The organism is Kocuria sp. WRN011 (assembly GCF_002295155.1).
GTDB lineage: Bacteria > Actinomycetota > Actinomycetes > Actinomycetales > Micrococcaceae > Kocuria > Kocuria carniphila.
This window is the reverse complement of sequence record NZ_NSGI01000012.1, coordinates 32,967-58,598: the sequence shown is the minus strand read 5'-3', so window position 1 is coordinate 58,598 and position 25,632 is coordinate 32,967. Positions and strand designations below refer to the sequence as shown.

The following is a 25,632-nucleotide window of genomic DNA, read 5'->3' as shown; positions in this document are numbered from 1 at the left end:
CTAGGGACGCCCCACCGGCGACCGGCGCTGCCGCTGACCAGGCCGCAGGTTCGAAGACGAACCTCTCCTGAACAGTCACGGGACAGATTGCTACGTACTTGGTTACATCCTCGTGGGTGCGGAAACGCCGAGGAGGTCGAGGCCGTTGGCCAGGACCTGTTGCGTGGCGTTGTTCAGCCACAGGCGCGATTTGTGCACGTCCTGGATCGGTGCGTCGCCCTGGGGAGCGATGCGGCAGGCGTCATACCAGCGGTGGTAGGTGCCGGCGATGACTTCGAGGTGGCGGGCGACGCGGTGGGGTTCTCGGAAGGTCGCCGATTGGGCGACCACGCCGGGGAACTGCCCGAGCGCTGCCAGCAGGTCGCTCTCGGTGGGATGGTTCAGCGTCGCCGCGTCGAAGCTGCTGGTGTCCACGCCGGTCGACTCCGCATTGCGGGCGACGGCGTGGGTCCTGGCATGGGCGTACTGGACGTAGAACACCGGGTTCTCGTTGGTGTTCTTCTGCAGCAGCTGCGGGTCGATGGACATCGCCGAGTCCGCCGAGGATCGGCCCAGGGAGTATCGCAGCGCGTCCTTGCCGATCCACTGCAACAGATCCCGCAGCTCGATGATGTTCCCGGCCCGCTTCGACAGGCGGGCTCCGTTCACGGACACCATCTGGCCGATGAGCACCTGGATGTTGTGCTCCATGTCGTCCCCGGCGCAGGCGGCAATGGCTTGCAACCGGCCGATGTAGCCGTGGTGGTCGGCGCCGAGCAGATAGATCTTCTGCTCAAACCCGCGGTCCTTCTTCGACAGGTAGTACGCCGCGTCTGCGGCGAAGTACGTGGGCTCACCGTTGGCCCGGATGAGGACCCGGTCCTTGTCGTCGCCGAAGTCGGTGGTGCGCAGCCAGACGGCACCATCGAGGTCGAAGACGTGTCCCTGCTCCCGCAGGCGGTCCACCGCCTGCCCCACCGCTGCGCCCTCGTGCAGGGCTGACTCGGAGAAGAACACGTCGAAGTGCACCCCGAAGTCGGCCAGGGTCTCCTCGATGTCGGCCATCTGCGCTCGATAGGCCAGTTCCCGGACGATTGGCAGCGCCTCCTCATCATCCATGTCCGCCAGCTCCGGCCGGGCGGTGAGAGCCTGGCGGCCAAGGTCGGCGATGTACTGCCCCGGATAGCCGCCTTCCGGGATCGGTCGGCCCTTGATGGTTGCCAGGACGGAGGCGGCGAAGGTGTTCATCTGCGTTCCGGCGTCATTGATGTAGTACTCCGCCGTCACCGCCGCGCCGCTGGCGCGCAGCACACGGGCGATCGAGTCGCCCAGTGCGGCCCAGCGGGTGTGGGCCAGGTGCAATGGCCCGGTGGGATTGGCCGAGACGAACTCCATGTTGATGGTGTGGCCCGCCAGGGCGTCATTGGTGCCGTAGGCGGACCCTGCCTCGACGATGGTGCGGGCGAGCTCCCCCGCCGCGCCGGCGTCCAGGGTGATGTTGAGGAAGCCCGGTCCGGCGATGTCGACGCTCTTGACGCCGTCGATGCCGGCCAGCCGGTCGCGGAGGATCTGGGCGAGCTCGCGCGGGTTCATTCCTGCTTTCTTGCCCAATTGCAGGGCGATGTTCGTGGCCCAGTCACCGTGCTCCCGGTTCTTCGGTCGCTCCACACGCACCTCCGACGGGAGGTCGACATGGAAGTCACCGGCCTCGACGGCGGCCTGCAAACAAGCGGAAATGGCGGCGGATAGTTCCTCTGGAGTCACCCGTGAAGCATAACGCCGCGGTCTCGAGCGCCCTGATCTCCCTGACATGGTCGCTACCGGTCCGCGACGGCGCCATGCACCTCTTCTAGGACACCGCCGCCACGTCCGACGGGAACCCTCACCGTAACGCCGTGGGCGGAGTAGTCAGCCGAAGCTTCAGCAGTGGGACGGCTGTTCTCGTCAGGGTGGAGTTGTCGGGCCTCATGGTGCGTTCAGGTCAGGCTCATGCCTCCGCCGGTGGTGATGACCTGCCCGGCGACCCACACGCCCTGGTCGGTGGCCAGCCACCCGATCAGCCGCGCGGGATCTCTCGGGTGCCCCCAGCGGCCGAAGGGGGTGGCCTGTCGCCATGTCTCGATCTCCTCCAGGGAGCGGTCGGTGGTCCCGGGGTCGAGGTAGCCGGTGTTGACCGGGCCCGGGTTGATGGTGTTCAACACGATTCCGAGCTCGAGCAGTTCCGCGGCCACCGTGGGAGTTGCCCCGGCCAGAGCGGCCTTGCTGGTGGCGTAGGCGACCTCACCGCGCATCGGCCCCTGGCCCTGGCCCGAGGTCATCCAGAACACCCGGCCCGCCGCCCGTTCATCGACGGGCCCGGCTTTTTCGATGCGGTCGCCGGGCCGCGCTGAGGCGGATCGAGCAGTCGTGGCGGCGTGGCGGTGGGCGAAGTGCCGGGTCAGCAGCAGGGTGGAGCGGGTGTTGGTGTCCCAGAAGGCGTTCAGGTTCTCGGCGGTCATGTCCAGGATGGACCCGTCGCCGCCGCTGCGGGCGTGGTTGCAGACGAGGATGTCCAGGCGCCCGGTCAGGGCGTGGGCCTGCTCGACGAGGTTTTCAGCGGTGTCCGGGTCCCTCAAGTCCGTGGAGACGTCGCCGGCGAGGGCCCCGTCGTGCAGAGCGGCCCGGATGCCGGCGCGTACCGCATCGAGGTCATCGGCGCCCCAGGGCTGGTCCGCGTCATGGGGGCTGTAGTGGTGGAAGAACACGCTCGCCCCCAGGGAAGCGAGCTCCACGGCCACCGCGTAGCCGATGCCGCGGCGGCGGGAGACCCCGGTGACCAGGGCGGTCCTGCCCTGCAGCGGGCGTGCGGAAGAGGGATGAGACATGGTGGTGCTCCTGACGTACTCGGGGATTCCTCGTTCACAGGGCAGACACTCACACCGTCTTCATGATGGGGAACCTATCAGTGACCGCCGCTCCAAGCGGTGCGCCACCAGGAAGAGAGTCAACCGGTGGCCAGCACCCGGTCACGATCGCGGCGATACATCGCGGCGTGCTCGGCGAAGTCGTCCCGGCCGGTCTCGGCGGCTCGTGCGTCGGTGAACGCCGCGAGTTCCTCCAGACGTGCCGCCACCGCAGCCAGCAACTCTGCGGGCTCGTAGGGCATTTCGTAGGAGTCGATCAGCAACCGGAGGCGACCCGCACGCTCGGGTGCGGGCGGGCCGCCGTCGTGCGCGTCATCGGTCAGAGGCACCAACCGGTAGGCCAGGTAGGCGAGGTCCCAGATCCTGGGGCCCGGGGAGGCCGTGTCGAAGTCGATCACCCCGCGCAGCCGACCGTTGCGGAACACCAGGTTGTACGGGGCAAAGTCGTTGTGGCAGATCACCTCAACCGGGTGGTGGGTGGGCAGCTGCCAGACCAGGTCCTCCCCTACCAGCGCGGTGGACGCGTCGTGGATCCGGCGCAGCAACCTCCCGGCCGCCGCCAGGACCGTTTCCGCCCACACCCACTCGGGCAGCGGATAGCCGGGAACCACCCCGACGATGTAGGACAGGACCTCCCGGCCGTCCTCGTCCACCCCGCGAGGCTCCGGGACCTCGGTGATCCCTTCCGCCCGCAACCGACTCAACAGTGCATGCACCGCCGGGGTCCAGGGTCCGACAGTGCGGCGGACACTGTCGTCGACCCGCACGACGGTGGTGGAGTTGCCGCCGGTCAACATCTCCTCTGCCATGGAACGACCCTATCCGGAGGACCTCAGCCGAACCGGCGGCCCAACTCCCGGGTAACGTGGGCAGCCGCACTGGCGTACAAGTTCCGCTCCTGTTCGGTCAGGTCGGGGCGGCCGGCCAGGAGGCTGCGGTGATGCAGAGACGTGAGGAACCGTTCGTAGACCTCCCAAGCATCACAGCGGATCATCATTTCCTCCACGGTGCCCGTGGCCGCCCGGTGCTCGCTGGCCGCCAGGTAGACCTCGATCAGGTCCCGGGTCTGGGCCCGGGTCATGGGTAGATGCCACGGCTCCACCGTGATCCGCCCACCGAGGTAAGCGAGGTCTTGGGCGGGGTCCCCGATCTCCGACCACTCCCAATCGATGTACCGCACCCCGGTCTCCCCCTCGACGAGGATGTTGGGCAGCAACAGATCCCCGTGGATCAGCGCGAAGGACTCCAACCGATTGAAAACCTTCTGTGCGTCCTGCAGATACGCCCCCACCTTCCGCGCCAGGCGTGTCACGTCGGGCTCGTTCATCACCCCCGGGTGGTTGTCCGACCACCACTCCAGCCCGGCGGCGAACTGACCGGCGATATCCACCGTCTCTCGGCGTTCCTCCTCCGGTGTGGTCAGTTCACCGCAGCGGTCGAAGCGCTGGGCATGCAGACGAGCCATCTGCTGGGCGTGGGCCTGGACCAGCCCCGGGGTCCACTGCCCCGGTGGAAGGACACGGCCGGGCACGAAACCGACCACCATGTACGGAGCACCCAACGGATTGTCCACCGACTCCTCCAGCACCAGCGCCTGCGGGCCGATGCCCTCAGGCACCAGGCTCAGCCCGTGGAACTCCTCCTGCATCGGCCGCGGCAGCTCCTCCACCGGACGCCGGGCGATCCGCACCACCACCCGTTGCTCGCCGGCCTCCAGTAACCACGCCGCGAAGCTCTCCCCATGCCCCAGCAGACGCACCTCGTCTCCGTCGCCCGGTGAGGAGCCCAGGCCGAGCGCAGCCGGGGCCTGGCCGGCCAGATGAACCAGTCGGTCGGCCATGGACGGATGCTCAGGACGGGCAGGAGTCATGAGCACAGTCTGCCCGCAATCACACCTGGCTCGACAACCAATGTCATGCCCCCGCTGCACCGGGGAAACGCCTTTAGTGCTCACACCGGAACCCCAACTGCAACGGTGCATATCTCGCCGTTGATGCGAATGTCAGCGGTTCTGGCCACGGCGCCCATGACCGTCCGAACGCCTGAGTGCGTCCTACGCTGAGCAGGTGCCACCCTTCGTCGACGTCTCCGCGCGCCACCGCGCCGTGAGGCGCACCGTTCTCGCCCTGGTGGGGGTGTTCCTCTTCTGTGCTGTGGCCGGCACAGTATTCCTCTGGAGTCAGATGAGCGTGACCACCCCATTCGACCCCTGGTGGCGCAGCCTCAAGAGCGTGGAGCGGCAGCTGGATCGGCTCGAGGGCGTGGATCGGGCGGTGCTGACGGTGGACACCCCGTATTGGGTCAACCGCTCGTTGCACGGAGCCTGGCCGCCCAGGTCCGGAACCCTGGAACTGGACCTGGACGAGGACACGGACCAGGCCTGGCTGCTGGAACTTCTTCCTGAGGCTCACCGGATCATCACGGAGCACGACTGGCCGGTGGAGCAGGGCCACCGCGTCGGTCCCGAGGAGGGCCCCGAGGCGGTGACCTTCCCGGTGGAGCCGGCCACCTGGAAAGTCCTCGTCACCTCCGGCTCCGATCGCCTCGAGGCTGGGAAGGGGCCCGTGTCGGTGCTGCCGCTGGCCCGCCAGTGGACCGACGCGGCCCGGGCCGCCACGGACCGCCTGGTGACCGGAGATGCGCCCGGACCCGGCCCGGCGATCACTTTGATTGGCTACCGCGAGGTGGATTTCACCTCGGAGGCCTCGGTCCAGGGGTTCCTGGACGCCCGCCAGGTGATGCCCGATGACGTTCAGCTCATCGGTCAGGAGGGCAACACCACCGTGCTGGCCGAGAAGCCCACGGGCATGGGCCAGGTCACCGCCGCGGACATCGTCGCCGGCGCACGCCTGGGGGACGCCCAAGGTATCCGCACCCTGGACATCGGCTACGGAGGCGAGGACGGCCGCCTGAGCTTCTGGGCAGAAACCCGGGACGACTTCGGGGCGCTTCCGGATGGTCCTCTCCCGGAGTCCACGCTCACCACCGCCGCCGAGCTGCACGACCGGCTCGCCCGACAAGAGATCAAGCACACCATCATCGTCGCCGTCCCCGGCCACGCATACACCTGGCCCGCCGAGATCGAAGAAGTCAGCGAGTAACCGCTACCGCAGCACGGTCCGCCGCTAACCGGGCCATATGTAAAGCGCAGGACGTTCAGCTGCTGTGGCGCCCGATGGTCCACGGGCCATGCAAGCAGTTGCCCGGTCTCTCCGAGGCTGAGGGTTGGGGCAGGCGTCCGTAGTGGAGGCCCTTACCGCAGTACTCGAACCGTGGAGCGACGGGCGGTCGCTGCACGGTTCGAGTGCGGTGAGTGGAGTGGCTGGTCACTCTTTGGGGTGGTGCGGGGCGTGTGCGGCGGGCGCACGGCCGGTATCAGCCCTTGACGGCACCTCCGGTCAGGCCGGAGACGATGTAGCGCTGCAGGAACAGGAACAGCGCCACGACGGGGATGGCGGCCAGGATCGCTCCGGCGGTGAACACGCCCCAGTTCTCGCCGAATTGCACGGAGACGAACTGGTAGAGCCCCACGGCCAGCGTGTACTTCTCCGGGTCCTGCAGCACGATCTGGGCGAGCAGGAAGTCCGAGAAGGACGCGATGAAGGACAGCATGCCGACGACCACCAGGATGGGGGTGACCAGGGGCAGGATCATGGTCCAGTAGATCTGGGCGTGCGAGGCGCCGTCGATCTCGGCGGCTTCGTCCAGGTCCTTGGGGATGGTGTTGAAGAAGCCGTACATGAGGAAGGTGTTCGCCCCCAGCGCCCCGCCCAGGTACACGGCGACCAGGCCCAGCCGGGAGTTCAGGCCCAGGAACGGGTAGACCTCGGAGATGGCGAAGAGCAGCAGGAAGATGGCCACGAACGCCAGCAGTTGCGGGAACATCTGGATGATCAGCAGGGTCATCAGCCCTCCCTTGCGGGAGCGGAAGCGGAACCGGGAGAAGGCGTAGGCGGCCGCCGCGCCCATCAGCACCGTGCCCACGGCGGTGGTGACCGAGACGAACATCGAGTTGGCGAACCAGGTGAGGTAGGGGTTCTGCGGGTCGTTGAGCAGGTTGGTGTAGTTGGCGCCGGTCACGTCGGAGAACAGCCGGTTGGACCCCAGCAGCGATCCCGAGGCCGATAGTGACGCCGAGAACGCGTAGACCAGCGGAAACAGGGCGAAGACGCACGCCGCGATGGCTGCGAGGTGCTTCCACCCGCCGCGGGCGAAGCGCCGGCCGGCACCGGGCCGGGGCCGGGGCGCCGCGGTTCCGGTGCCCGCCGGTCGCAGGGAGCCGGTCGGCTGGACCGTGTTCGAGGTGCCGATGGACGGGGCGGCCATGGCCGCGGCCCAGGGGGCGCGGTTCGAGCCGTCGGGGCCGGGGCGGTCGCCCGGCGGGGGCGTGGTGGGAGTGGACATGTCAGCTGATCTCCTCGAGAGCCTTGCTGCGGCGGAACGTCAGTCCGGAGATGACGGCCACCATGATGAAGATGAGGATGGACAGGGCCGCGGCCAGACCGTAGTCGTTGCTGCCGCCGGCGAACGCGATCTTGTACACGAACGAGATGAGGATGTCCGTCGCACCTACCCCGGTGGTGGACTCGACGTCCTGGGGGCCACCGCCGGTGAGCAGGTAGATCACGTTGAAGTTGTTGAAGTTCATCGCGAAGGACGCGATGAGCAGCGGTCCCACCGCCACCATGAGCATCGGCAGGGTGATCGAGCCGAACTGGCGCACCGGGCCGGCCCCGTCCATCTCGGCCGACTCGTAGAGCTCGCCGGGGATGGCCTGGAGGGCGCCGGTGGTCACCAGGAACATGTAGGGGAAGCCCAGCCAGAGGTTCACCAGCAGCAGCGAGATTCTGGCCAGCCAGGGGTTGTCCAGCCAGGGAACCCCAGCCCCACCCAGCAGGATCTCGTTGACGAAGCCGTAGTCGGTGTTGAGCAGCCCGGCCCAGATCAGAATGGAGAGGAACGCGGGGAAGGCGTAGGGCAGGAAGATGATCGCCCGGTAGACGTTGCGGAACTTCAGCTTCTCGTCGTTGAACAAGATCGCCAGCAGCAGCCCGAGGAAGAACGTCAGGGCCACGGAGAGGATGGCGAAGGTGAAGGTCCACAGGGTCACGGCGAGGAACGGTCCGCCCAGGATCGCCGGGTCGAAGATCGCCGCGAAGTTGTCCAGGCCCACGAACACGCGCCAGCCCGGGCTGAGGGCCTCGCCGTCGGAATTGACGAAGGCACCTTCACTGTTGTTGGTGTACACGGTACCGTCGTCGGCGACCATCGCGTCGGCGCCCTCGTCATAGACCAGGGTGGGGTCGTAAGCGTAGGCGGTGCGGCCGTCATCGGTGCGCAGCGCGCCGTCCTCGGCTTGCTCGCTCACCGGGACCCGCAGCTCGGAGAGCTGGTCCTGCGCCCCGAGGACCTCGGTGTAGGAGAGGACCTCGTAGCCTGGCACCTCGGCGACGCGGCCGTCGGTGACCGTAGCGTCCCCGACCGGGGCCAGCGGCTGCTCGGCGGTGCCAACGAGCACCTGGCCCTCCTGCACCGTGGCCAGGGCCAGTCCAGCGCCGCCCTCCACAACCGTGACGGGGTAGGGCGCGGAGCCTTCCACACGCTGCTCGTAAGTGGTGGTGAGCTGGCTGATCGCCGCCGCTTTGGTGGCGTTGTGGCCGTCTCCGTAGTTGGTGAACGCCGTGGCTGCCGTGTAGAGCACCACGAAGATCTGGAAGATCAGCAGGAAGATCAGCCCCGGGTAGAGGTATTTGGCGGGCAGCATCTTCCGGGTCGGCAGGAAGTACACGAGGTCGGCCACGACCAAGGCGACGACGAGGAAGGCCAGGATGCCCCAGTTTCCGGCGGCCCAGGCCGCGAGGATGCCGTAGAGGCCGAACGCGTTGATCAGTGCCATGAGGACGAGCTTGACCACGAAGCCCAAGCCGAATCCTCGGGAGTGCGAGTCGCGCAGGTCGAGGGGAGCGCCGAGCCCGGCGCCCCTGCCCGCCTCGCCACGGGCGGCGGTGGCGCCCCGTGCGGTGGTGTGTGTGCTCATCAGATCTGTCCTTCGATGTTGTCGATCATGCGGTCCCACAGCTCCACGGGGTCCCCGCGGCCGTCCACGATGGCGTTCTCCGTGGTACCCCAGAAGCTCCACACCGCGCCCATCTCCGGGATGGCCGGCATGGGCAGGCCCGTCTCGGCGATCTCGGCGTAGGACGAGCGCAGCGGGTCACCCTCCATGCGCTCGACCGCGATCTGGCTGGCGGGGGGCCGGCCCGTGCTCTCGTACATGGCCGTCTGAGACTCGGGGCGGGTGAGGTAGTTGGCCGCGAAGTCCTGGGCCGCGACCGGGTTGGGGGCGTTGGCGTTGACGAAGAACGCCTGGACGCCCACGAAGGGGCGTGCCTGCTCGTCACCGGCCGGGGGCACCGGCAGGACGCTCACGTCCATCCCGGCGGCCTCGACATCGGTCAGCTCCCACGGCCCGCCCATGTGAAAAGGCGACTGGCCGTTGAGGAAGGATTCCTTGGCGATGTCCGGGGTCATGGAAGTCTGCAGGTCGCCGGTGGCCCCGAGGTCCTGCAGGTAGCGGGCGAAATCCTGACCGTCCTCGCCACCCATCGTGAGGTTACTTGTGTATTCGCCTTCCTCGGTGCGCTCAAACACCTCGGCCCCGAAGGAGGTCTGCAGGGCGTACAGGTGGTACGGGTCCCCGGCCTCCGGGGACTGGCTGACCGTGAACGGGTACTCGATGCCCCGCTCCTCCATGAGCCGGTGTCCGATCGTCCGCAGCTCATCAAAGGTGGCCGGGTCCTCGGTGGTGAGCTCGTTGTTGCGCAGCAGCGCCACGTTCTCAATCGCGTAGGGCACCCCGTAGCTGACCCCGTTGTAGACCACGGCGTCCCGGGCGTTCTCGGTGAACTCCTGGGCCCGCTCGCCCATCTCCACGGGGGCCACCACGCCGTTGGCGGCGAGCTGCCCGAGGTTGTCGTGCGGGGAGACGATGATGTCCGGTGCCTGCCCGGTGGGAGACTGCGAGATGAAGTTGGAGATGGCCTGGGCATTGATCTCGCGCTGGACGAACTCCACCTCCACCCCGGTATCGGCGGTGTAGGTCTCGGCGACCTGTTGCAGGGCAGGGATTTCGTCGGCTCCCGCCTGGATCTTGATGCTTCCCGGCCCGCCGCCCAGGCCGGCGACCCCGGCCGTGGGCGCCGATGAGCACCCGGCGAGCAGGAGCACGGCACCGGCCGCGACGGCCGCCCGGTGGATGTGTTTCATAGTGGCATTCCTCATTGTCGTCGTAGTCAGTCGGCGGCGTACGCGCGGGGCTGGTGGTCATTCGGGCAGACGCCGACCGGTGGCGGCGTCAAAGAGGTGGACGTGCTCCAAGTTCGGGGCGACCCAGATGGTGGACCCAGCCCGCGGCGGGGTGCGGCCCTCGACCCGAACGATGAACTCGTTGCTGGTGGACTCGTCGGTGGTTCCTGCGGTGGGGTCCACGGGCACGATCGCGTTGGCGGCGGTCACTGGGGCGAGGTGGCCGTAGACGAAGGCGTCGGCGCCGAGTTCTTCGACCACGTCCGCGACGATCGGCAGGCCGGTGCCCTCGGCGGCCGGGGCGAGGTCCTCGGGGCGGATCCCGACCGTAACCTGGGGCCCCCTCAGGGCGGAGCGCTGGGCGGGGCTCAGCGGGATCCGCACCGTGCCCAGCTGGGCCCCGGTCTCGGTGACCGGGACGCGGAAGAGGTTCATGGCCGGGGAGCCGATGAACCCGGCCACGAACTCCGTGGCCGGCCGATCGTAGAGCGCCCGCGGGGTGTCGACCTGCATCAGGTGCCCGTCCTTGAGCACCGCCACTCGGTCGCCCATCGTCATCGCCTCCACCTGGTCGTGGGTTACGTACACCGTGGTGACACCGAGTCGGCGGGTCAGGGAGGCGATCTGGGTGCGGGTCTGCACCCGCAGCTTCGCGTCCAGGTTCGACAAAGGCTCGTCCATCAGGAACACCTGCGGGGACCGCACGATGGCCCGACCCATGGCCACGCGCTGGCGCTGCCCGCCGGACAGGGCCTTGGGCTTGCGGTCCAGGTAGTCGCTCAGGTCCAGGATCTTCGCGGCCTCCTCCACCCGGTGCCTTCTTTCTTCGGCACTGATTTTGGCGATCTTCAGGGCGAAGCCCATGTTGTCCGCGACCGTCATGTGCGGGTACAGGGCGTAGTTCTGGAAGACCATCGCGATGTCGCGGTCCCGGGAGGGGACGTCGGTGACGTCGCGGTCGCCGATGTAGATGTTGCCCCCGGTGACCTCCTCGAGGCCGGCGAGCATCCGCAGGGTGGTGGACTTGCCGCACCCTGAGGGCCCGACCAGGACGAGGAACTCCCCTTCGGTGATGTCGAGGTTCAGGTCGGTCACCGAGGGGCGTTCGGCCCCGGGGTACTGGCAGGTCACGTTGGCGTAGCGCACAGAAGACATGAGCAAGGTTTCCTTTCAGAGGCCCTGCCATTGAGGAGATCCGAGGTCGGGCCGGCCATTGGGTCAGGTCCGGTGTTGGCGGTCGAAGCCCAGCCCCGGGGTACTAGGACACACCTCGCCGAACAGGAGATCAGGAGTGCCAAGTACGGAAGACACTGATCCTAAGGTGAGCCACATCACTACTGTAAGCGTTTACAGTTTCGGTGTCCACGGTCGAGAGAGCAGTTGCCGAAAGAGCCGTTCAGACAAGTAAGCGCTTTCAGTTTGGGTGTGCGAGCCCTACGATGGTGCTCATGTCGACGACCTCTGGTGAGCTCCAGTCACTGCGCCTCACCCCGCTGCATGCCCGCGACCAGGACCCGAAGTGGTGGCGGTCCTCGGTGATCTATCAGGTGTATCCCCGTTCGTTCCGCGACCTCGACGGGGACGGCGTCGGCGACCTCGCCGGCATCACCGCAGAGTTGGGGCAGCTGGGGCAGCTGGACATTGATGCGATCTGGCTCTCGCCCTTCCACCCCTCCCCCCACCGCGACGGTGGTTACGACGTGAGCGACTACTGCGACGTCGACCCGGTCTTCGGCACGCTGGAGGACTTCGACGCACTGGTGGCCGCGGCCGAGGCGCTGTCCATCAGGGTGATCATCGACCTGGTGCCCAACCACTGCTCCGTGGAGCACACGCTGTTCCGTCAAGCCCTGACCGCCGTCCCCGGCAGCCCTGAGCGCGACCTGTTCATCTTCCGTGACGGGCAGGACCCCTCCGGGGAGCTGCCGCCGAACAACTGGCAGTCCCACTTCGGCGGCCCGGCCTGGACCCGGGTGGTGGAGGCCGACGGGGAGCCGGGCCAGTGGTACCTGCACCTGTTCGACTCCTCCCAACCCGATTTCAACTGGGACAACGAGCTCGTCCGCGTGGAATTCGAACGTGTCCTGCGTTTCTGGCTCGACCGCGGCGTCGCGGGATTCCGGGTCGATGTAGCCCATGCGCTGATCAAGGCCCGGGGCCTTCCCGACTGGGGAGGACGGGCCGACGGCGGCAGCATCCCGGGCTACCCCTTCACCGACGCCCCGATGTTCGGCCAGCCGCAGATCCACGACATCTACCGTCGCTGGCGCGAGGTGCTGGCGGAATACGACGGGGAACGGATCCTGTGCGCTGAGGCCAGCGTGGACCCGCTCGACCGCCTGGCGGACTGGGTGCGCCCGGACCAGATGCACCAGACCTTCAACTTCTCCTACCTGGCGGCTCCGTGGGACCCTACGGAGCTGCGCCGGATCATCACCTCCTCCCTCGAGGCTTTCGACGCGGTCGGAGCCCCTACCACCTGGGTGCTCTCCAACCACGACGTCGTGCGGCACACCACCCGGTTGGGTCTGCCCGAGAACACGCCCCGCCCAGGCGATGGCCTCGGACCCGAAGACGAGCAGCCGGACCACCTGCTGGGCACGCGCCGGGCGAAGGCGGCCTCCCTGCTCATGCTCGGCCTACCGGGTGGGGTGTACCTGTACCAGGGTGAGGAACTCGGGCTGCCCGATCACACGACCATGCCTCATGACGTCCGGCAGGACCCCACCTATCACCGCACCGGGGGCGACCGTCTCGGGCGCGACGGCTGCCGGGTGCCGCTGCCCTGGACGACCACGGGAGGCTCCTTGGGGTTCAGCGCCACCGGTCAGTCCTGGCTGCCGCAACCCTCCGACTGGTCGGAACTCTCCCGCCAGGCCCAGCGCGAGAACCCCGCCTCCACGCTGTCGCTCTACCGCGCAGCGCTGGCGTTGCGACGAACCCACGGACTGGGCTGCGGGTCCCTGGCCTGGGCCGAGGACTTCACCGCACGCAACTGCGTGGGATTCCTCAACAATGATGTCCTGGTACTGCTGAACATGGGCACCACTGCTGTGGAGCTGCCGGACCTGCCGGTGCTGCTGCGCAGCGATCCCGAGACGGACACGCCCTATCTCTTGCACCCGGAGGAAAGCACATGGCTGCACCTGGACGACCCCGCGACGACATACCCGTGAACCCTCCGCGATTGCAGGACGTCGCCGCGCGAGCCGGAGTATCTACCGCCACCGTCTCCCGTGCACTCAGCGGCAACGGCCAGGTGTCCCCCCGCGCCCGGGCCAGGGTCCAGCAGGCCGCCCAGGAGCTGGGCTTCGTCGTCTCCTACCACGCCTCGAGCCTGGCCAGCGGCCGCAGCCGCAACATCGGAGTGGCGCTGCCCTACGTCGACCGGTGGTACTTCTCCACCGTCTTGGAAGGAGTGGCCGGCGCCCTCATGGAAGCCGGTTACGACCTGTCCCTGTACAACTTCGAAGGAGACCGCTACCGGGAGACGGTGCTGACCGACTTCCTGTTGCGCAAGCGACTGGACGCGGCCGTGGCGGTCTCCCTGCAACTGGATCCGGCGGAGACAGAGCAGCTGTTCTCCGCCGGGATCCCCCTCGTCGGAGTCGGAGGCCCCCTGGTGGGTGCGTCCACCATCAGCATCGACGACCTCGACGTCGGACGGCGCGCGACCGAACACCTCATCGGACTGGGCCACCGGCGGATCGCCCATCTCGGCGGGGCCGAGGAGGGCAGGCGCTACTTCCCCATGTCCAACGACCGCCGCACCGGCTACGAACAGGCGATGACCAAGGCCGGGTTGCCCATCGAACCCACGTGGTCGCTCATCGTCGACTACACCTTCACCGACGCCTACCAACGGGCCAAGAATCTCCTGGCGGACCCCACCGACCGCCCCACGGCCATCTTCGCTGCCTCCGACGAGATGGCCGCCGGGGCAATCCTGGCAGCCAGGGACCTCGAGCTCACCGTGCCCGGGGATCTGTCGGTCATCGGCATCGACGCCCACCCCATCGGAGAGGCCTTCGGCCTGACCACCATCGATCAGCACGCCCGCCAACAAGGCGTCCACGCCATCCGGCGGCTCCTCCAGCACCTGACCGGACAGAACACCGAGCCCACGAACGAGATCGTCCCAGCCAACTTCGTCGTCCGATCCTCCACCGGGACCCCAGCCAACCCGACCGCAATCTGACCTGTCACAACTCCCCGCACTTCTGCCATCAAACAAAAGCCGGACCGTTCAGGCACAGATCCCAGCACGGAGAACCGGCGTCATCCCTGAGCCCCTATGGGTTCACACGGTCGGTATTGGCAACTCTCTGATGCGCCGGTAGAGGGTGGCCCTCGACATCCCGAGATCCCGGGCGACCTGGGTGGCCGGCTCCCCGCCGTCGATCAACCGGAGGGCATTGCGGATCTGGGAGTCGGTGAACGTCTGGCGCCGCCCACCGAGGTCCTTGCCAGCAGCCCTGCGCTTGGCCACCGAGTCGGTGATCCGCTCCCGCTTGATCTCCAACTCCATCTGCGCCAGAGCCGCCATGACGGTGAAGACCATCGAGCCCATCGGAGTGGCGGTATCCACGTCTCCTCCGCCAAGATTCAACGCCCGTAGCCCCACCCCCCTCCCCCGCAGTGCTTCGGCGAAGACCAACATGTTCTGCGTCGAGCGACCCAGTCGGTCCAGCGTCGTGATGACCAACGTGTCGCCCTCCTCGAGGGCGGTCACCGCTTTGTCGAAGGCCGGACGAGATGCACGCCCTCCAGACACTCCACTGTCGACATAGACGTCGTCAGGCCGCACGCCGGCGGCCAAGAGGTCAGACACTTGACGGTCTGCGTCTTGTTGCCGTGTCGAGACTCGGGCATACCCGATCAGCTTCCCCATGTCCACCTCATCTGTCTCGCAACCGACGTTGAGTATCCGATTCTAGGGGCATGGATAAAGCACAAGGATGCGAGACATGCCGAATCGCGAAAACATGCGGGCGCAAATTTTTGCGATGAGACGTCTCGCATCCCATAATCTGCGAAACATCCCGCCACTTACCCGAGATCCACATGACTGCAACTTCAGGGAGTTAACCGACAACCAGCATGTTCAGCTAACTATCCGCTGTGCCAGCGCTGCCGTTCGAGATTTGTTTATGAGAACCACTCCGTGGCTGGACAGCCCAACTCGGCTATTCAGAAGTGCAAAGTGATTGCCCTCAGGCCGACCGACGCTCATGCGGCAATATTGAATCGGGCGGCCCGGCCTGTCCCCACACCCGTCATGTGGTGACTCTTTACGGAAGAGATAGGCTTCGGCCTTTCGAAGCGGCACCTCAGCCCAGTCGGCCACCGGATTCGGTGAGGTAGCACTGCCCGCACAGGGACTCATAGGTAACCTCGACGCCGTCGATGGCGACCTGATCGCCTTCGAACACGAACCGCTCCCCCACCTTGCGGGTGTTGAACACGGCCTTGCGGCCGCAGCGGCAAATGGTCTTCAGCTCTTCCAGCGAGTGCGCGAGCTCCATCAAGCGCGCCGAACCTGGGAACGCCTGGGTGCGGAAATCCGTGCGGATGCCGTAGGCCATGACCGGAACGTTGTGGAGCACGGCGATGCGCAGCAGGTCATCTACCTGGTCGGTTTCGAGGAATTGGGCTTCATCCACCAGAACGCACGCAACGGGTTTGGCGTCCACGTGCTCGAGGAGCGCATCCGGATCGTCACCTGTCGCGTAGCGGTGGAAGAGTTCGAGCACGCTCGCACCGTGGGGGATCAAGAAATCCACCGTGCGCGTGACACCCAAGCGGGACAGAATCTGGTCCTCGCCCTTGGTATCGACCTGGGGTTTGGCGAGCAACACCCGCTGCCCGCGTTCTTCGTAGTTGTAGGCCGCCTGCAGCAGACCCGTGGATTTTCCGGAGTTCATCGCGCCGTAGCGGAAGTAGAGCTTGGCCACGGTGGGACAGTCTATCGGCAGCAACCGACCGGGACGCGTGGATGTGCCGTGGGACCACATCGATCACTGACCGGAAATCGCAGGTGATTGCCTCTCCGCCGGGCTGATGGCTATCTGGGCAGGTGTCCTTGAATGAGCTGTTCCTGGCAGCGATTTGTCCTGGGAAACTATGCTTGACTGTCGGGAGTAAATCCGGCGAACCCAGGTATAGGGGAGGGCGATCGTGCCAGTGAACGAGCTCGATTCGTCGTCTGGTATCCCTCTGTACCGGCAGATCAAGGACATTCTGCGTCACGAGATCATTGATGGCTCCGCCGACCCTCAAACCCCCATCACTGAAGCGCAACTTCTGGACCGCTTCGACGTGAGCCGTGCGCCCATCCGTCAGGCTTTGAAAGAACTCTCGGTCGAAGGATTCGTCTACCGCAAGCAAGGCAAAGGAACGTTTCCCGTGCCGGGCTCTCGGGTGCATCGACCGGTCACCGTTCGCTCGGGTGCCCTGTACCAGTTCCTGGCCGACACTGGCCTCGACCCGGAGTCAACGGTTACCGGTGTCGAACGCGTGGTGCCGCCGACTCGGATTGCACAGAACCTCGACCTGTCCAAGGGCGAAGAGCTGCTGCACTTCACGCGGGTGATTTCGGTGGAGGGCGCCCCGCTCGTGGAAGCAGATGTCTACATCCGCGCTCCCAAGGAGTTCATCCCGACCGGTGGCGCGTTGGAAGAAAGAGGCTCCGCGTTCGAACTTCTCGAGCGGCAGTTCGGCATCACACTGGAACGCGCTGAACATGAAGCCTGGGCTACGGCAGCTTCTCCGCGGCAAGCTGAGACCTTTGGCGTCCCCGAGGGGAGCCCCTTGCTGGTCATCGAGACGCTGTTCTTCGCCACGGGAGGACTTCCCGCCGGCTGGCGCACCGCCGTTCACCGTGCTGACGAGTTCAAGTACCACTTCATCACCGGCGCGTAGTCGAGCAGCCTCAGCAGGTGGAGCATTCAGTGTGCCCTTAGGGCCGCTGATGACACACCGTGGGCCATGAGGACCCTTGGGCGAGCCATTAAGGGTTCTAGCGGAACATCATGCGATCGGGAGGGCTGCGGCATCGCTTGAGGTGGGATCCAGCTGCCGCTCCCAACCTCGTCAACTCCCAATCCACCCCTGACCTGCGCCTTAGATCCGGCTGAAATTCCCAGCTGCACTCCACTTACGCTTTGGCATAACAATATGTATATTGGTGCCACAACGTTACTCAGATCACACCACAGGCGATGGCTACGGCCCGTACGGCGGACACGAGGCTCTCCGGTTCATCGCTTCTCACGTTGACGACCGCCAGCACCCGCCCCTACTTGCGAGCAGACCGACACGGCCCACCACGGAAGGCCATCAACGGCAGCCACAAGCCAGGGGACGCGAAGTGCCCCACGCTCCACACCGCGTCACCCTCATGGTCGGTGACGCCGATGAAAGGTAGTGCCCATGACAGATTCAGAGACTGTCGGCAATGCAACGGTCAACACAGTTCTCGGTCCCGTTCCCGCCGATCAGTTGGGAATCATTGCGGTCCACGAGGCGCTGCTCTCGGTGATCCCGGGAGCCCAGTTCGCGCCGGACGTGTCCATGGATCGCGCCGAGATCTTCGAGACCCTCGCCGCCAAACTCAAGGACTTCCGCGAGCACGGTGGCGGCACGATCGTGGACAGCACCGGCATGTTCCACGGCCGCGATCCCAAGCTCTACGAGGCGCTGTCCAAGTCCACTGGTGTGCACATCATCGCGACCACCGGCATGGGCCCGGAGGAAATGCTCGGCGGTTACTTCCTCACCCCGCAGACCAATCCACCCACGCCGTGGCCCGCGGAGAAGTTCGCCGACCTCTTCGAGAAGGAGGTCACCGAGGGCATGGTTGTTCCGCGCGTTGAACGTCGCGCCGCAGCTGGCATGGTCGCCACCGCGGCAGCGCGCGACGGCATGACCCCCACCGAGGAAAGCCTTTTCCGCGGTGCGGCACGAGCGGCCCTGAATTCCGGGGTCCCCGTCTCGATCCGCTTTGGCGCGGACGCCCTTCACGACCTGGACATCGTGCTCGCCGAGAGCATCCCGGCCCGCCGCGTGCTGGTGGGTGGGCTGGATCGTAAGGACGCGGCGTCGTCGAACGGGGCGCTCGAGGTGGCCATGAAGGGTGCGTACGTCGCGCTCGATCACGTGGGTCTCAACGACGACGCCGCCCACCTCACCGACGAGGAGCGCGCGGATCTGGTGCTCGAGCTTGTCGATGCCGGCCACGCGGACAAGATTCTGTTGTCTTCGAACGCGATTGGCGTGGCCAAGGGCCAACCCGACTACGACCTGCCCTTCAGCTATGTCGCGGCCACGTTCGTCCCGCAGCTCGTGGCCAAGGGACTCAGCGCGGATCACGCGCAGCAAATCCTGGAGAGCAACCCGCGTGACCTGCTGACCGTGGCCCCGGCGCACCGCGCCGACCAATCCTGAATTCTTGAGGTGAAGAAGTTGTCGAAAGTAAACACCGTGCTGGGAACCATCCCGGCCGAAGAACTGGGCATCGTGGCCATCCACGAACACATCGGCTACGGCATGCCGGGCTCCGAACTGGACACCCAGTGGTGGAAGACCCCGGAGCAGCGTTACGAGGAAACCTTGCCCAAGCTGCGTGCGTTCCACGAGTACGGCGGCGGCTCGTTCGTGGATGTGACCGGTATCTGCAACGGCCGCGACGTGGACTACTACAAGTCCCTGTCCGCCAAGACCGGCGTGAACATCATTGCGTGCACAGGATTCGTGGGTGGCGATACGGCACTGCCGCACTTCGCCCGCGCCTCCGTGGAATACCTGGCCGAGGTGTTCGTTCACGAGATCACCGTGGGAATCGGAGACACCGGATCCAAGGCCGGCGTGATCAAGGTGGGCGTTTCCCGCGGTGGCAAGATGACCGATCTGGACAAGCGCATCTATCGCGCGGCCGCCCGCGCTGCGCTCGCCACGGGTGTTCCGATCCTCACCCACCTGGCGATCGATGCGGAAAACGCCATCAACATCTTCAACGAGGAAGGCCTGCCGCTGGACCGAGTGCTCTTCGGTCACGCGGACGACGGCGTCAACGCCCAGAACACGCGCGACACCTGGATCGCCGAGCAGGGCGGCCGCGTCGGTTTCGACACGTTCGGCTACGAGACGGAACTGCCTGATCCGCCGTTCTGGGCCCGTCCGCGCAAGGAGCGCCTGGATCACTTCCTGCGCTTCCTGGGTGAGGGCCACCTCGACAAGGCTCTTGCCGGCGTGGACGCGAACTGCAGTCCTCTGGGCTGGCCGGGCGTGAAAGGCCACACCGTGAACTACCTGTTCGAGGACCTCATCCCGGACCTGCGCGAAGCGGGCGTGGACCAGGCAACTATCGACACACTCTTCATCCACAACCCTGCCGATTTCCTCTCGATCCAGAAATAAGCACTTCTCATGCGGGGCGGGACGACGGCGCTCCGCTCACCGCAGATCTCACCAGAAAGTGACACACCATGAAGACTTCGGACCTTCAGAACCTGACCATCGCCATTGTGGGTGGCGGCTACGGCGGCGCGTCCGCGGCGGCCGCGCTGAGCGCCCTGGGTGCGAACGTGACCGTGTACGAACAGGCCTCCGGAATGCACGAGGTGGGCGCAGGCATCGGCTTGCGTCCCTCGTCCATGAATCGTTTCCGCGAGTGGGGCATCTTCGACAACATCGCTGCGGTGAGCTCTCCCAGTGACTACTTCGAGATTCTCACGGCCACCGGCGGTCCCATCATGAAGGACGACTGGCCCGAGGACGGCGAGGAGAAGCACACCTACCTGATCCACCGCGGTGACTTCATCGAAGCCCTGGTGGGTGCGCTTCCGCAGGGCATGGTCAAGCTCGGCCACAAGCTGGAGAAGATCGAGGACAACGGCAGTAACGCCACTCTCACGTTCACCAACGGTGAGGTCGTCACCGCCGACCTCGTGGTGGGCGCGGACGGCATCAAGTCCGTGGTGCGCAAGCAGCTGTTCAGCGACAACCAGCCGGTGTTCTCCGGTGAGCATGCTTACCGCTCCGTAATCTCCATCGACGACGCCCACGGGATGATCAACGACGACAACCTGCGCATGTACATCGGCCACGGCACCAAGGTGTACTTGTTGCCGCTGCGCCACCGGAACCAGGTGTCCTTCGACATCACCGCACTGATTCCGGACAGCACCTGGTCACCGGACGTCACCAAGGAAGACATCCTCAAGACCGTTGAGGGCTTTGACGAGCGCATCGTGGACATCTCCCGCGGCCTGAACATGGACACCGTGAACCTGCGGGCCGTGTACGACATCGACCCCGTGGACAACTGGCACTCGGACTGTGTGGCGTTGCTGGGCGATGCCGCCCACTCCATGCTCCACCACCAGGGCCAGGGTGCGAACTCCGCGATCCTGGACGCCGGTGGACTTGCCGACGCCCTCAAGACGGCCGATACCGTGGCAGAAGCGCTGGCCCAGTACCAGGCCGACCGCAAACCCGTGACCGACGAGCTGCAGCGGATCTCCCGTTCCGGCTGGACCGAGGACGAGGTCAACTCCGTGTTCCCCGGCCAGAAGCCCGAGAACCAGAACCCCGCCGAGCAGCAGGCCGCGGATCACGACACCGCCGACCTCGACTCCAGCACCAAGTAGGAGGCGCACTCCATGACCATTCACCCGAAGATTGCCGAGTTCCTCAAGTCCCTTCCCGAGCCGGACGGTTCACCCCTGGACCCCGTGGCCATGCGTGCCGGGGAGAACGCACAGGTGCCACCGGTGGCGGATCGCCTGCCGATCCATGACGTGCGGGAGGCGACCGCAGCGACGTCGTCCGGAGACGTACCCGTGCGGATCTACACGCCCGCCGAGGCCGAAAGCTACGGCGTGCTCGTGTACTTCCACGGCGGAGCGTTCTTCTCCGGGAGCCTCGAGACTCACGACCACATTGCGCGTTCGTTGGCCAAGGAGACGGGCCTCGAGGTCGTGGCCGTTGACTTCCGACTCGCCCCCGAGCACGAGTTCCCGGCCGGTCTGGAGGACTGCTACCGCGTGGTCCGCTGGGTTGCGGAGAACAGTGGGGAGCTGAAGTGGGACGGGCGCACGCTGGCGATCGCCGGTGACAGCTCCGGCGGCAACTTCGTCGCCGCGGTCGTCGCAAAAGCCCGCGACGACGGCTTCGACCGCATCACACACCAGATCCTGTACTACCCGTCCCTGGACTTGGATTTCGATGTGGACCGCTACCCCTCCCTGCGCGAGAACGCAGAGGGTTACGGCCTGGAAACCGGCATCCTGGAACCGTTCAACGCGTTTTATTTCGAGAGTGGCGCGGATCGATCCGACCCACTGGTCTCTCCGATCAAGCGCGAGGATCTCTCCGGGTTGCCCACAGCCCTCATCGTCACCGCGGAGCACGATCCACTGCGCGATGAGGGCGAGCTCTACGGCAAGCGCCTGCAGGAAGCCGGCGTGAACGCCACCGTGTCCCGCTACGACGGAGCCAACCACGGCTTTGTCCAGCACTTCTCCTGGATCCCCGAATTCCAACGGGTGTTCACGGAGACGGCTGAGTTCCTGCGCCGGAGCTAAGACACCGGACTCAGCCACCACCCCTAAATAACGACGGCGGCGCGGACCCACGTGTCCGCGCCGCCGCTTTCAACCTGCCCAGCATAGAAAGCCTGTGATCCATCAGTTTCACTATGCGACAGCACTGAGTGACCCGAGAGGCCACCATGTCCACTTCACCCCGTACGAAATTCTGGACCTATGAGAACAAGATCGTCGCGATCTTCTTCTTCACCGTCGGTTTCGTGTTCTTCGACCGACTGATCCTCAACTTTCTGATCCCGTTCATTCAGGAAGACATCCATCTGGACAATAAGTCCATCGGTCTGCTCGCTGCGGCGCTGTCCGTGACCTGGGCGCCCGCCTCAATCATCGGCGGGCGCATTTCCGACAAGGTCAAGAGCAAGCGTCTCTACCTGGTCATCCTGATGGTCGCGTTCTCGTTGACCTCGTTCTTCCAGGGCTTCGTAGTCACCTTCGCGCACCTGGTGATCCTGCGTTTGCTCATGGGCCTGCTCGAGGGCCCGATCATCCCGGTTACCCAGTCCGTGCTCGCGATGGAATCCTCCCCGCGCCGCCGCGGCTTCAACCTGGGTTTCACCATGAACACCGCAAACGGCTCGTTCGGATCCATCCTGGCACCGCTGGTGATCGTGGCCCTCGCGACCATTTTCGATTGGCGCACTGCCTTCTTCCTCACCTTGGTTCCCGGCCTGATCATGGCCGCGATCATTTGGAAGGTCATGCGTGAGCCCAAGGTCGACGACGCCGCTCTGGCGCCTTCCGCCTCGGATTCTCACGGTGCCGACGGGGCGGCTTCCGCAGCCCGCGTGCGCCCCAAGGGTCAGCTCAAAGAGGTGCTCAAGAACCGGAACATCATCCTGTCGATCCTGATTTTCAGCGGTTTCATGGTCTATCTGATGGCACTGATGGTGTTCGGTCCCGTTTACCTGACCAGCATGAAGGGCTTCTCGCCGGGCACCATGAGTATGGTCATGGCTGCATTCGGACTGGGCACCGCGGTGTGGGGTTTCGTGGTTCCGCTGATCTCGGATCGCATTGGCCGCAAGCCCACTTCGGTGATCTTCGGACTGTTGTCCGTGATGGCCCCGTTGAGCCTGTTGTTTTTCTCCAGCCCGTTGTTAATGGCCCTGGCGGTGTTCATCTTCGCCGCCGGTATGGGCGTGGGCGGCATGGCCATGTCGGTGATTCCCGCCGAGTCCGTTCCCGCGATCTACGCTGGCCTGGCCGTGGGACTACCCACAGGAATCGGCGAACTCATCGGCGGGTTCTTGAATCCCCTACTGACCGGCATCGCGGCCGATCAGTTCGGGCTTCCCGTGGCGCTGCTCGTGAGCTGCGGCGGTGCCATTGTCGCCACGATCTTTGCATTGTTCCTCAAGGAAACCGCGCCCCGCATTGTGGGCCGGCGGGAAGAGGACCGGAAGCTGGTGGAGGTGTAACCGGCGACCGCGCCGTCCACCGAACCGTGTGAGCCCCGCTGATCGAGTTGGTCGGTCCGCGGGGTTCACTCCGCTTATTTGGACCAGTCTCGAGCGCGCTTCGATCAGTCGTGGGTCATGAGCGTTGTCTGGATCCTCATGCCGTAGGTTGACGACTATGGAACAAACGGTGGCGGAGCTGTACCAGCGGTGGGCCGAGATCGAGGTCAAAGAACTGTCCCCGATTTTCTACGACTGGGCCACTTCCATTGCGGACGATTCCGAGGTGCTGGGGCTGATTGATGATCTCCCTACCTCGAAGCGCCAACCCAATCTGGTTTTCACGGCCGCCCGTTTCTGTGGTGCACCAGTCGGATCGTATTCGGAACTGCGTCCTTGGTTACTATCGCGTTGGCTCGAGGTCGAATCGGTGATTCGGGAGCGGGCAACTCAAACCAATGAAGCCGGGCGGTGCGCCGTGCTCCTCCCGGTCCTGAGCCGACTGCGGGGGCCGCTCGCTCTCATCGAGGTGGGGGCGTCCGCGGGTTTGTGTCTTTATCCGGATCAGTACAGCTATCGGTACGAGACCGATCAAGGTGTTGTTCCGCTTGATCCGACTACTGGACCCAGTTCGGTTGAGCTGTCCTGCCGCATTGAAGCGGACAGTGTCCCCAACCAACTTCCTACTGTCGTATTCCGTGCGGGGATCGACCTAAATCCGGTTGATCTACGAGATTCTGATCAAGTGAAGTGGCTTGAGACTCTGATCTGGCCGGAGCACGATGACCGCCGTCATCGCTTTCGGGCAGCGGCGGAGTTAGTTGCTGCGGACCCTCCGATGCTCGTGAAGGGTGATCTCCTCGACAACATTTCCGCATTAATCACCGAGGCCCCCAAGAACGCAGGCGTGGTGGTGTTTCACAGTGCGGTCCTCGTCTATCTGACGCCTAAACGCCGTGATCAGTTCGTCGAGCTGATGGAATCCATGCCTGACGTGACGTGGATCAGCAATGAGGGTGAAGACGTATTGCCCACGGTCGCTTCGCGGATCTCCGTACCTGTCAACGGACGAACCGTGCTCGCACTAAACGGCCGGCCGTGCGCAGTCGTTGGTCCTCACGGGCAGAGCTACGAACGAATCGGGATCGCTGAGGGAGCGAGCAAAAAACTGGCCGAAGGGCTATTGCGAGATGGCCCCAGGACTGATGCCATGGGGTATGGAAACTGATAAACAAGCGACCGGTTCAGATTCCGAACGCGGGATTTCCCAGACCATCAAATCTTTCATCCCATCCTTTTTGCTAGTGCTGATAGGTATCGGAACACTCGCCATGAGGGCCAACGGGATCATCAGCGACACAACATCATCGATTGTGTTCGCAGTCCTGATCGCTGCGGGATTGGTGATCTATGTGCTCCTGAACCATGTCCATGGACGGGAGTAACGCGAGCGACGCGGCTACTGCACCACACCCGCCTGCTCCGCATACCCGTGCATCGTGGTGAAGAAGGGTGACGGCTCCAGGGTTGGGTCACCGGAGTAACCCAGCTCTTCCGCGACCGCAGCATACGGAGAGTACGGCGAATCCGACTCGCGGAGGCCGTCGGAAAGGTACCGCTGAGCGGCGTCGGCTACACGGGACTCGATGTCGATACTTTCCTGGATCACGTGCCGTGCTTGGTCTCCCGAAACACCGATCTCGTACGCCTCACCCGCGGCGTTGCGATAGGGGTGGCCCAGGAAGAGACGGTTGGGCTCCACTGTGTCGCGCAGGTACTCGAGGCTTGAACGGTAAGCGACCGGATCCTCATAGCCTGGGAAGCCGTTGGCCGCGCCGTGGATCTGAACAGAGTCGCCCACGAACACGTCGTTCTGACCGTCGATGCAGTACGCGACCGAACCAGCGGTATGACCAGGGATGTGATGAACGGACACGGTGACGTCGCCGCCCAGAGATAACGTTTCACCGCCACGAACCAGCACCTGCGGCTCCATCTCACCCGAGATGACCTGATTTGCCATGCCCATCTGCTGTTCTTCACCCTCGGGGTCGTTCAGGTACCGGGCTCGCGTCTCCATGTACTGGTCGACGTGGGCTCGCCGAGAGCGGAGGAGGGCGGCGTCGTCGTGATGGATGACCACCTGGGCCTTGCGGCCGGTCATTTCCCAGAGCGCATACGCGCCACCCATGTGGTCGATGTGGCCGTGGGTGAGCAGGATCCAGCGAACGTCCTTGATGTTGCGGCCGAGCTTTTCGAGTTCGGGGGCCATACCGTCCGCGGGAGAGGACGCGATGCCCGTGTCCACGATGGCGGGTTCGGGTGCGTCGATGAAGAAGCTGTAGAGACCGAAGCGACCCCACGGTGAAACCAACGGATGGACGGGAACGCTGTGCGTCATGGTGATCTCCTACGGGACGAACGGCCGAGGACTGCTGA

The 25,632-nt window shown here is 65.4% G+C and carries 22 protein-coding genes; 11 read left to right on the top strand and 11 right to left on the bottom strand.

What is annotated here, in order from left to right:
* Positions 1-102: 102 nt before the first annotated feature.
* The 4 genes from argS to CKW39_RS14220 all read right to left on the bottom strand — a co-directional run bounded on the left by argS (position 103) and on the right by CKW39_RS14220 (position 4,752).
* A complete protein-coding gene (argS, locus tag CKW39_RS14235) occupies positions 103-1,743 on the bottom strand; it encodes an arginine--tRNA ligase (RefSeq protein ID WP_095798780.1) in 1,641 nt (546 codons plus the stop codon).
* 212 nt (positions 1,744-1,955) lie between these two features.
* The gene (locus CKW39_RS14230) at positions 1,956-2,843 is read right to left on the bottom strand and encodes an SDR family oxidoreductase (protein WP_095798779.1); all 888 of its coding nucleotides are present in this window, start codon (positions 2,841-2,843) and stop codon (positions 1,956-1,958) included.
* A 119-nt stretch (positions 2,844-2,962) separates the two neighbouring features.
* On the bottom strand, positions 2,963-3,691 hold the full coding sequence (locus CKW39_RS14225) for a phosphotransferase (RefSeq protein ID WP_058874198.1): 729 nt from the start codon (positions 3,689-3,691) through the stop codon (positions 2,963-2,965).
* 23 nt (positions 3,692-3,714) lie between these two features.
* Positions 3,715-4,752 carry a phosphotransferase family protein gene (locus CKW39_RS14220; RefSeq protein WP_158222960.1) on the bottom strand — a complete coding sequence of 346 codons (1,038 nt, stop codon included), beginning with the start codon at positions 4,750-4,752 and terminating at the stop codon, positions 3,715-3,717.
* 196 nt (positions 4,753-4,948) lie between these two features.
* On the opposite strand from CKW39_RS14220, the gene CKW39_RS14215 reads away from it, so the two are divergent.
* Positions 4,949-5,983, top strand: coding sequence for a hypothetical protein (locus tag CKW39_RS14215; protein WP_095798778.1), 1,035 nt, complete (start codon positions 4,949-4,951; stop codon positions 5,981-5,983).
* Between the two features lie 274 nt (positions 5,984-6,257).
* Here the strand turns inward: CKW39_RS14215 and CKW39_RS14210 are convergent, their stop codons facing one another.
* From CKW39_RS14210 to CKW39_RS14195, 4 genes are read right to left on the bottom strand one after another with little or no spacing between them, the layout of a single operon-like run.
* Positions 6,258-7,286, bottom strand: coding sequence for a sugar ABC transporter permease (locus CKW39_RS14210; protein ID WP_216823186.1), 1,029 nt, complete (start codon positions 7,284-7,286; stop codon positions 6,258-6,260).
* 1 nt (position 7,287) lies between these two features.
* Complete coding sequence (locus CKW39_RS14205; protein ID WP_095798777.1) at positions 7,288-8,919, bottom strand: ABC transporter permease subunit; 1,632 nt, start codon at positions 8,917-8,919, stop codon at positions 7,288-7,290.
* Complete coding sequence (locus CKW39_RS14200) at positions 8,919-10,148, bottom strand: maltose ABC transporter substrate-binding protein (protein WP_095798776.1); 1,230 nt, start codon at positions 10,146-10,148, stop codon at positions 8,919-8,921. The genes CKW39_RS14205 and CKW39_RS14200 overlap by 1 nt, the downstream gene beginning before the upstream one ends.
* A 57-nt stretch (positions 10,149-10,205) precedes the next feature.
* Positions 10,206-11,342 carry an ABC transporter ATP-binding protein gene (locus tag CKW39_RS14195; RefSeq protein ID WP_095798775.1) on the bottom strand — a complete coding sequence of 379 codons (1,137 nt, stop codon included), beginning with the start codon at positions 11,340-11,342 and terminating at the stop codon, positions 10,206-10,208.
* 293 nt (positions 11,343-11,635) lie between these two features.
* Between CKW39_RS14195 and CKW39_RS14190 the strand changes: the two genes are divergently transcribed.
* On the top strand, positions 11,636-13,363 hold the full coding sequence (locus CKW39_RS14190) for a glycoside hydrolase family 13 protein (RefSeq protein WP_095798802.1): 1,728 nt from the start codon (positions 11,636-11,638) through the stop codon (positions 13,361-13,363).
* Positions 13,324-14,385 carry a LacI family DNA-binding transcriptional regulator gene (locus tag CKW39_RS14185; protein ID WP_173674342.1) on the top strand — a complete coding sequence of 354 codons (1,062 nt, stop codon included), beginning with the start codon at positions 13,324-13,326 and terminating at the stop codon, positions 14,383-14,385. The genes CKW39_RS14190 and CKW39_RS14185 overlap by 40 nt, the downstream gene beginning before the upstream one ends.
* Before the next feature lie 102 nt (positions 14,386-14,487).
* Here the strand turns inward: CKW39_RS14185 and CKW39_RS14180 are convergent, their stop codons facing one another.
* Both CKW39_RS14180 and CKW39_RS14175 read right to left on the bottom strand, forming a co-directional pair.
* On the bottom strand, positions 14,488-15,078 hold the full coding sequence (locus tag CKW39_RS14180) for a recombinase family protein (RefSeq protein WP_095798774.1): 591 nt from the start codon (positions 15,076-15,078) through the stop codon (positions 14,488-14,490).
* Positions 15,079-15,517: 439 nt separating this feature from the next.
* Entirely contained in the window at positions 15,518-16,141 is a 624-nt protein-coding gene (locus CKW39_RS14175; protein WP_095798800.1) for a thymidine kinase, read from the bottom strand.
* 223 nt (positions 16,142-16,364) lie between these two features.
* On the opposite strand from CKW39_RS14175, the gene CKW39_RS14170 reads away from it, so the two are divergent.
* The 8 genes from CKW39_RS14170 (at position 16,365) to CKW39_RS14135 (ending at position 24,638) form a co-directional block, all read left to right on the top strand.
* Complete coding sequence (locus CKW39_RS14170) at positions 16,365-17,108, top strand: GntR family transcriptional regulator (RefSeq protein WP_173674341.1); 744 nt, start codon at positions 16,365-16,367, stop codon at positions 17,106-17,108.
* Positions 17,109-17,618: 510 nt separating this feature from the next.
* On the top strand, positions 17,619-18,632 hold the full coding sequence (locus CKW39_RS14165) for an aryldialkylphosphatase (protein WP_095798772.1): 1,014 nt from the start codon (positions 17,619-17,621) through the stop codon (positions 18,630-18,632).
* 9 nt (positions 18,633-18,641) lie between these two features.
* Positions 18,642-19,604 carry a phosphotriesterase gene (locus tag CKW39_RS14160; protein WP_254049446.1) on the top strand — a complete coding sequence of 321 codons (963 nt, stop codon included), beginning with the start codon at positions 18,642-18,644 and terminating at the stop codon, positions 19,602-19,604.
* A gap of 68 nt (positions 19,605-19,672) precedes the next feature.
* On the top strand, positions 19,673-20,836 hold the full coding sequence (locus CKW39_RS14155) for an NAD(P)/FAD-dependent oxidoreductase (protein WP_095798771.1): 1,164 nt from the start codon (positions 19,673-19,675) through the stop codon (positions 20,834-20,836).
* Positions 20,837-20,848: 12 nt separating this feature from the next.
* Complete coding sequence (locus CKW39_RS14150; RefSeq protein ID WP_095798770.1) at positions 20,849-21,772, top strand: alpha/beta hydrolase; 924 nt, start codon at positions 20,849-20,851, stop codon at positions 21,770-21,772.
* Positions 21,773-21,918: 146 nt separating this feature from the next.
* On the top strand, positions 21,919-23,214 hold the full coding sequence (locus CKW39_RS14145; protein WP_095798769.1) for an MFS transporter: 1,296 nt from the start codon (positions 21,919-21,921) through the stop codon (positions 23,212-23,214).
* Positions 23,215-23,371: 157 nt separating this feature from the next.
* Positions 23,372-24,421, top strand: coding sequence for a DUF2332 domain-containing protein (locus CKW39_RS14140; RefSeq protein WP_173674340.1), 1,050 nt, complete (start codon positions 23,372-23,374; stop codon positions 24,419-24,421).
* Positions 24,411-24,638 carry a hypothetical protein gene (locus tag CKW39_RS14135; RefSeq protein WP_095798767.1) on the top strand — a complete coding sequence of 76 codons (228 nt, stop codon included), beginning with the start codon at positions 24,411-24,413 and terminating at the stop codon, positions 24,636-24,638. The genes CKW39_RS14140 and CKW39_RS14135 overlap by 11 nt, the downstream gene beginning before the upstream one ends.
* Positions 24,639-24,652: 14 nt before the next feature.
* On the opposite strand, the gene CKW39_RS14130 is transcribed toward CKW39_RS14135, so the two are convergent.
* Positions 24,653-25,594, bottom strand: coding sequence for an MBL fold metallo-hydrolase (locus tag CKW39_RS14130; protein ID WP_095798766.1), 942 nt, complete (start codon positions 25,592-25,594; stop codon positions 24,653-24,655).
* Positions 25,595-25,632 lie beyond the last annotated feature (38 nt).

What these genes read in the sequence shown, in the direction of transcription:
- CKW39_RS14230 (WP_095798779.1), bottom strand. Translation starts at nt 2,843, where the DNA reads ATGTCTCATCCCTCTTCCGCACGCCCGCTGCAGGGCAGGACCGCCCTG.
- CKW39_RS14165 (WP_095798772.1), top strand. Translation starts at nt 17,619, where the DNA reads ATGACAGATTCAGAGACTGTCGGCAATGCAACGGTCAACACAGTTCTC.
- CKW39_RS14225 (WP_058874198.1), bottom strand. Translation starts at nt 3,691, where the DNA reads ATGGCAGAGGAGATGTTGACCGGCGGCAACTCCACCACCGTCGTGCGG.
- CKW39_RS14155 (WP_095798771.1), top strand. Translation starts at nt 19,673, where the DNA reads ATGAAGACTTCGGACCTTCAGAACCTGACCATCGCCATTGTGGGTGGC.
- CKW39_RS14210 (WP_216823186.1), bottom strand. Translation starts at nt 7,286, where the DNA reads ATGTCCACTCCCACCACGCCCCCGCCGGGCGACCGCCCCGGCCCCGAC.
- CKW39_RS14150 (WP_095798770.1), top strand. Translation starts at nt 20,849, where the DNA reads ATGACCATTCACCCGAAGATTGCCGAGTTCCTCAAGTCCCTTCCCGAG.
- CKW39_RS14130 (WP_095798766.1), bottom strand. Translation starts at nt 25,594, where the DNA reads ATGACGCACAGCGTTCCCGTCCATCCGTTGGTTTCACCGTGGGGTCGC.
- CKW39_RS14140 (WP_173674340.1), top strand. Translation starts at nt 23,372, where the DNA reads ATGGAACAAACGGTGGCGGAGCTGTACCAGCGGTGGGCCGAGATCGAG.
- CKW39_RS14180 (WP_095798774.1), bottom strand. Translation starts at nt 15,078, where the DNA reads ATGGGGAAGCTGATCGGGTATGCCCGAGTCTCGACACGGCAACAAGAC.
- CKW39_RS14200 (WP_095798776.1), bottom strand. Translation starts at nt 10,148, where the DNA reads ATGAAACACATCCACCGGGCGGCCGTCGCGGCCGGTGCCGTGCTCCTG.
- CKW39_RS14195 (WP_095798775.1), bottom strand. Translation starts at nt 11,342, where the DNA reads ATGTCTTCTGTGCGCTACGCCAACGTGACCTGCCAGTACCCCGGGGCC.
- CKW39_RS14190 (WP_095798802.1), top strand. Translation starts at nt 11,636, where the DNA reads ATGTCGACGACCTCTGGTGAGCTCCAGTCACTGCGCCTCACCCCGCTG.
- CKW39_RS14145 (WP_095798769.1), top strand. Translation starts at nt 21,919, where the DNA reads ATGTCCACTTCACCCCGTACGAAATTCTGGACCTATGAGAACAAGATC.
- CKW39_RS14205 (WP_095798777.1), bottom strand. Translation starts at nt 8,919, where the DNA reads ATGAGCACACACACCACCGCACGGGGCGCCACCGCCGCCCGTGGCGAG.
- CKW39_RS14220 (WP_158222960.1), bottom strand. Translation starts at nt 4,752, where the DNA reads ATGACTCCTGCCCGTCCTGAGCATCCGTCCATGGCCGACCGACTGGTT.
- CKW39_RS14135 (WP_095798767.1), top strand. Translation starts at nt 24,411, where the DNA reads ATGGAAACTGATAAACAAGCGACCGGTTCAGATTCCGAACGCGGGATT.
- CKW39_RS14185 (WP_173674342.1), top strand. Translation starts at nt 13,324, where the DNA reads ATGGCTGCACCTGGACGACCCCGCGACGACATACCCGTGAACCCTCCG.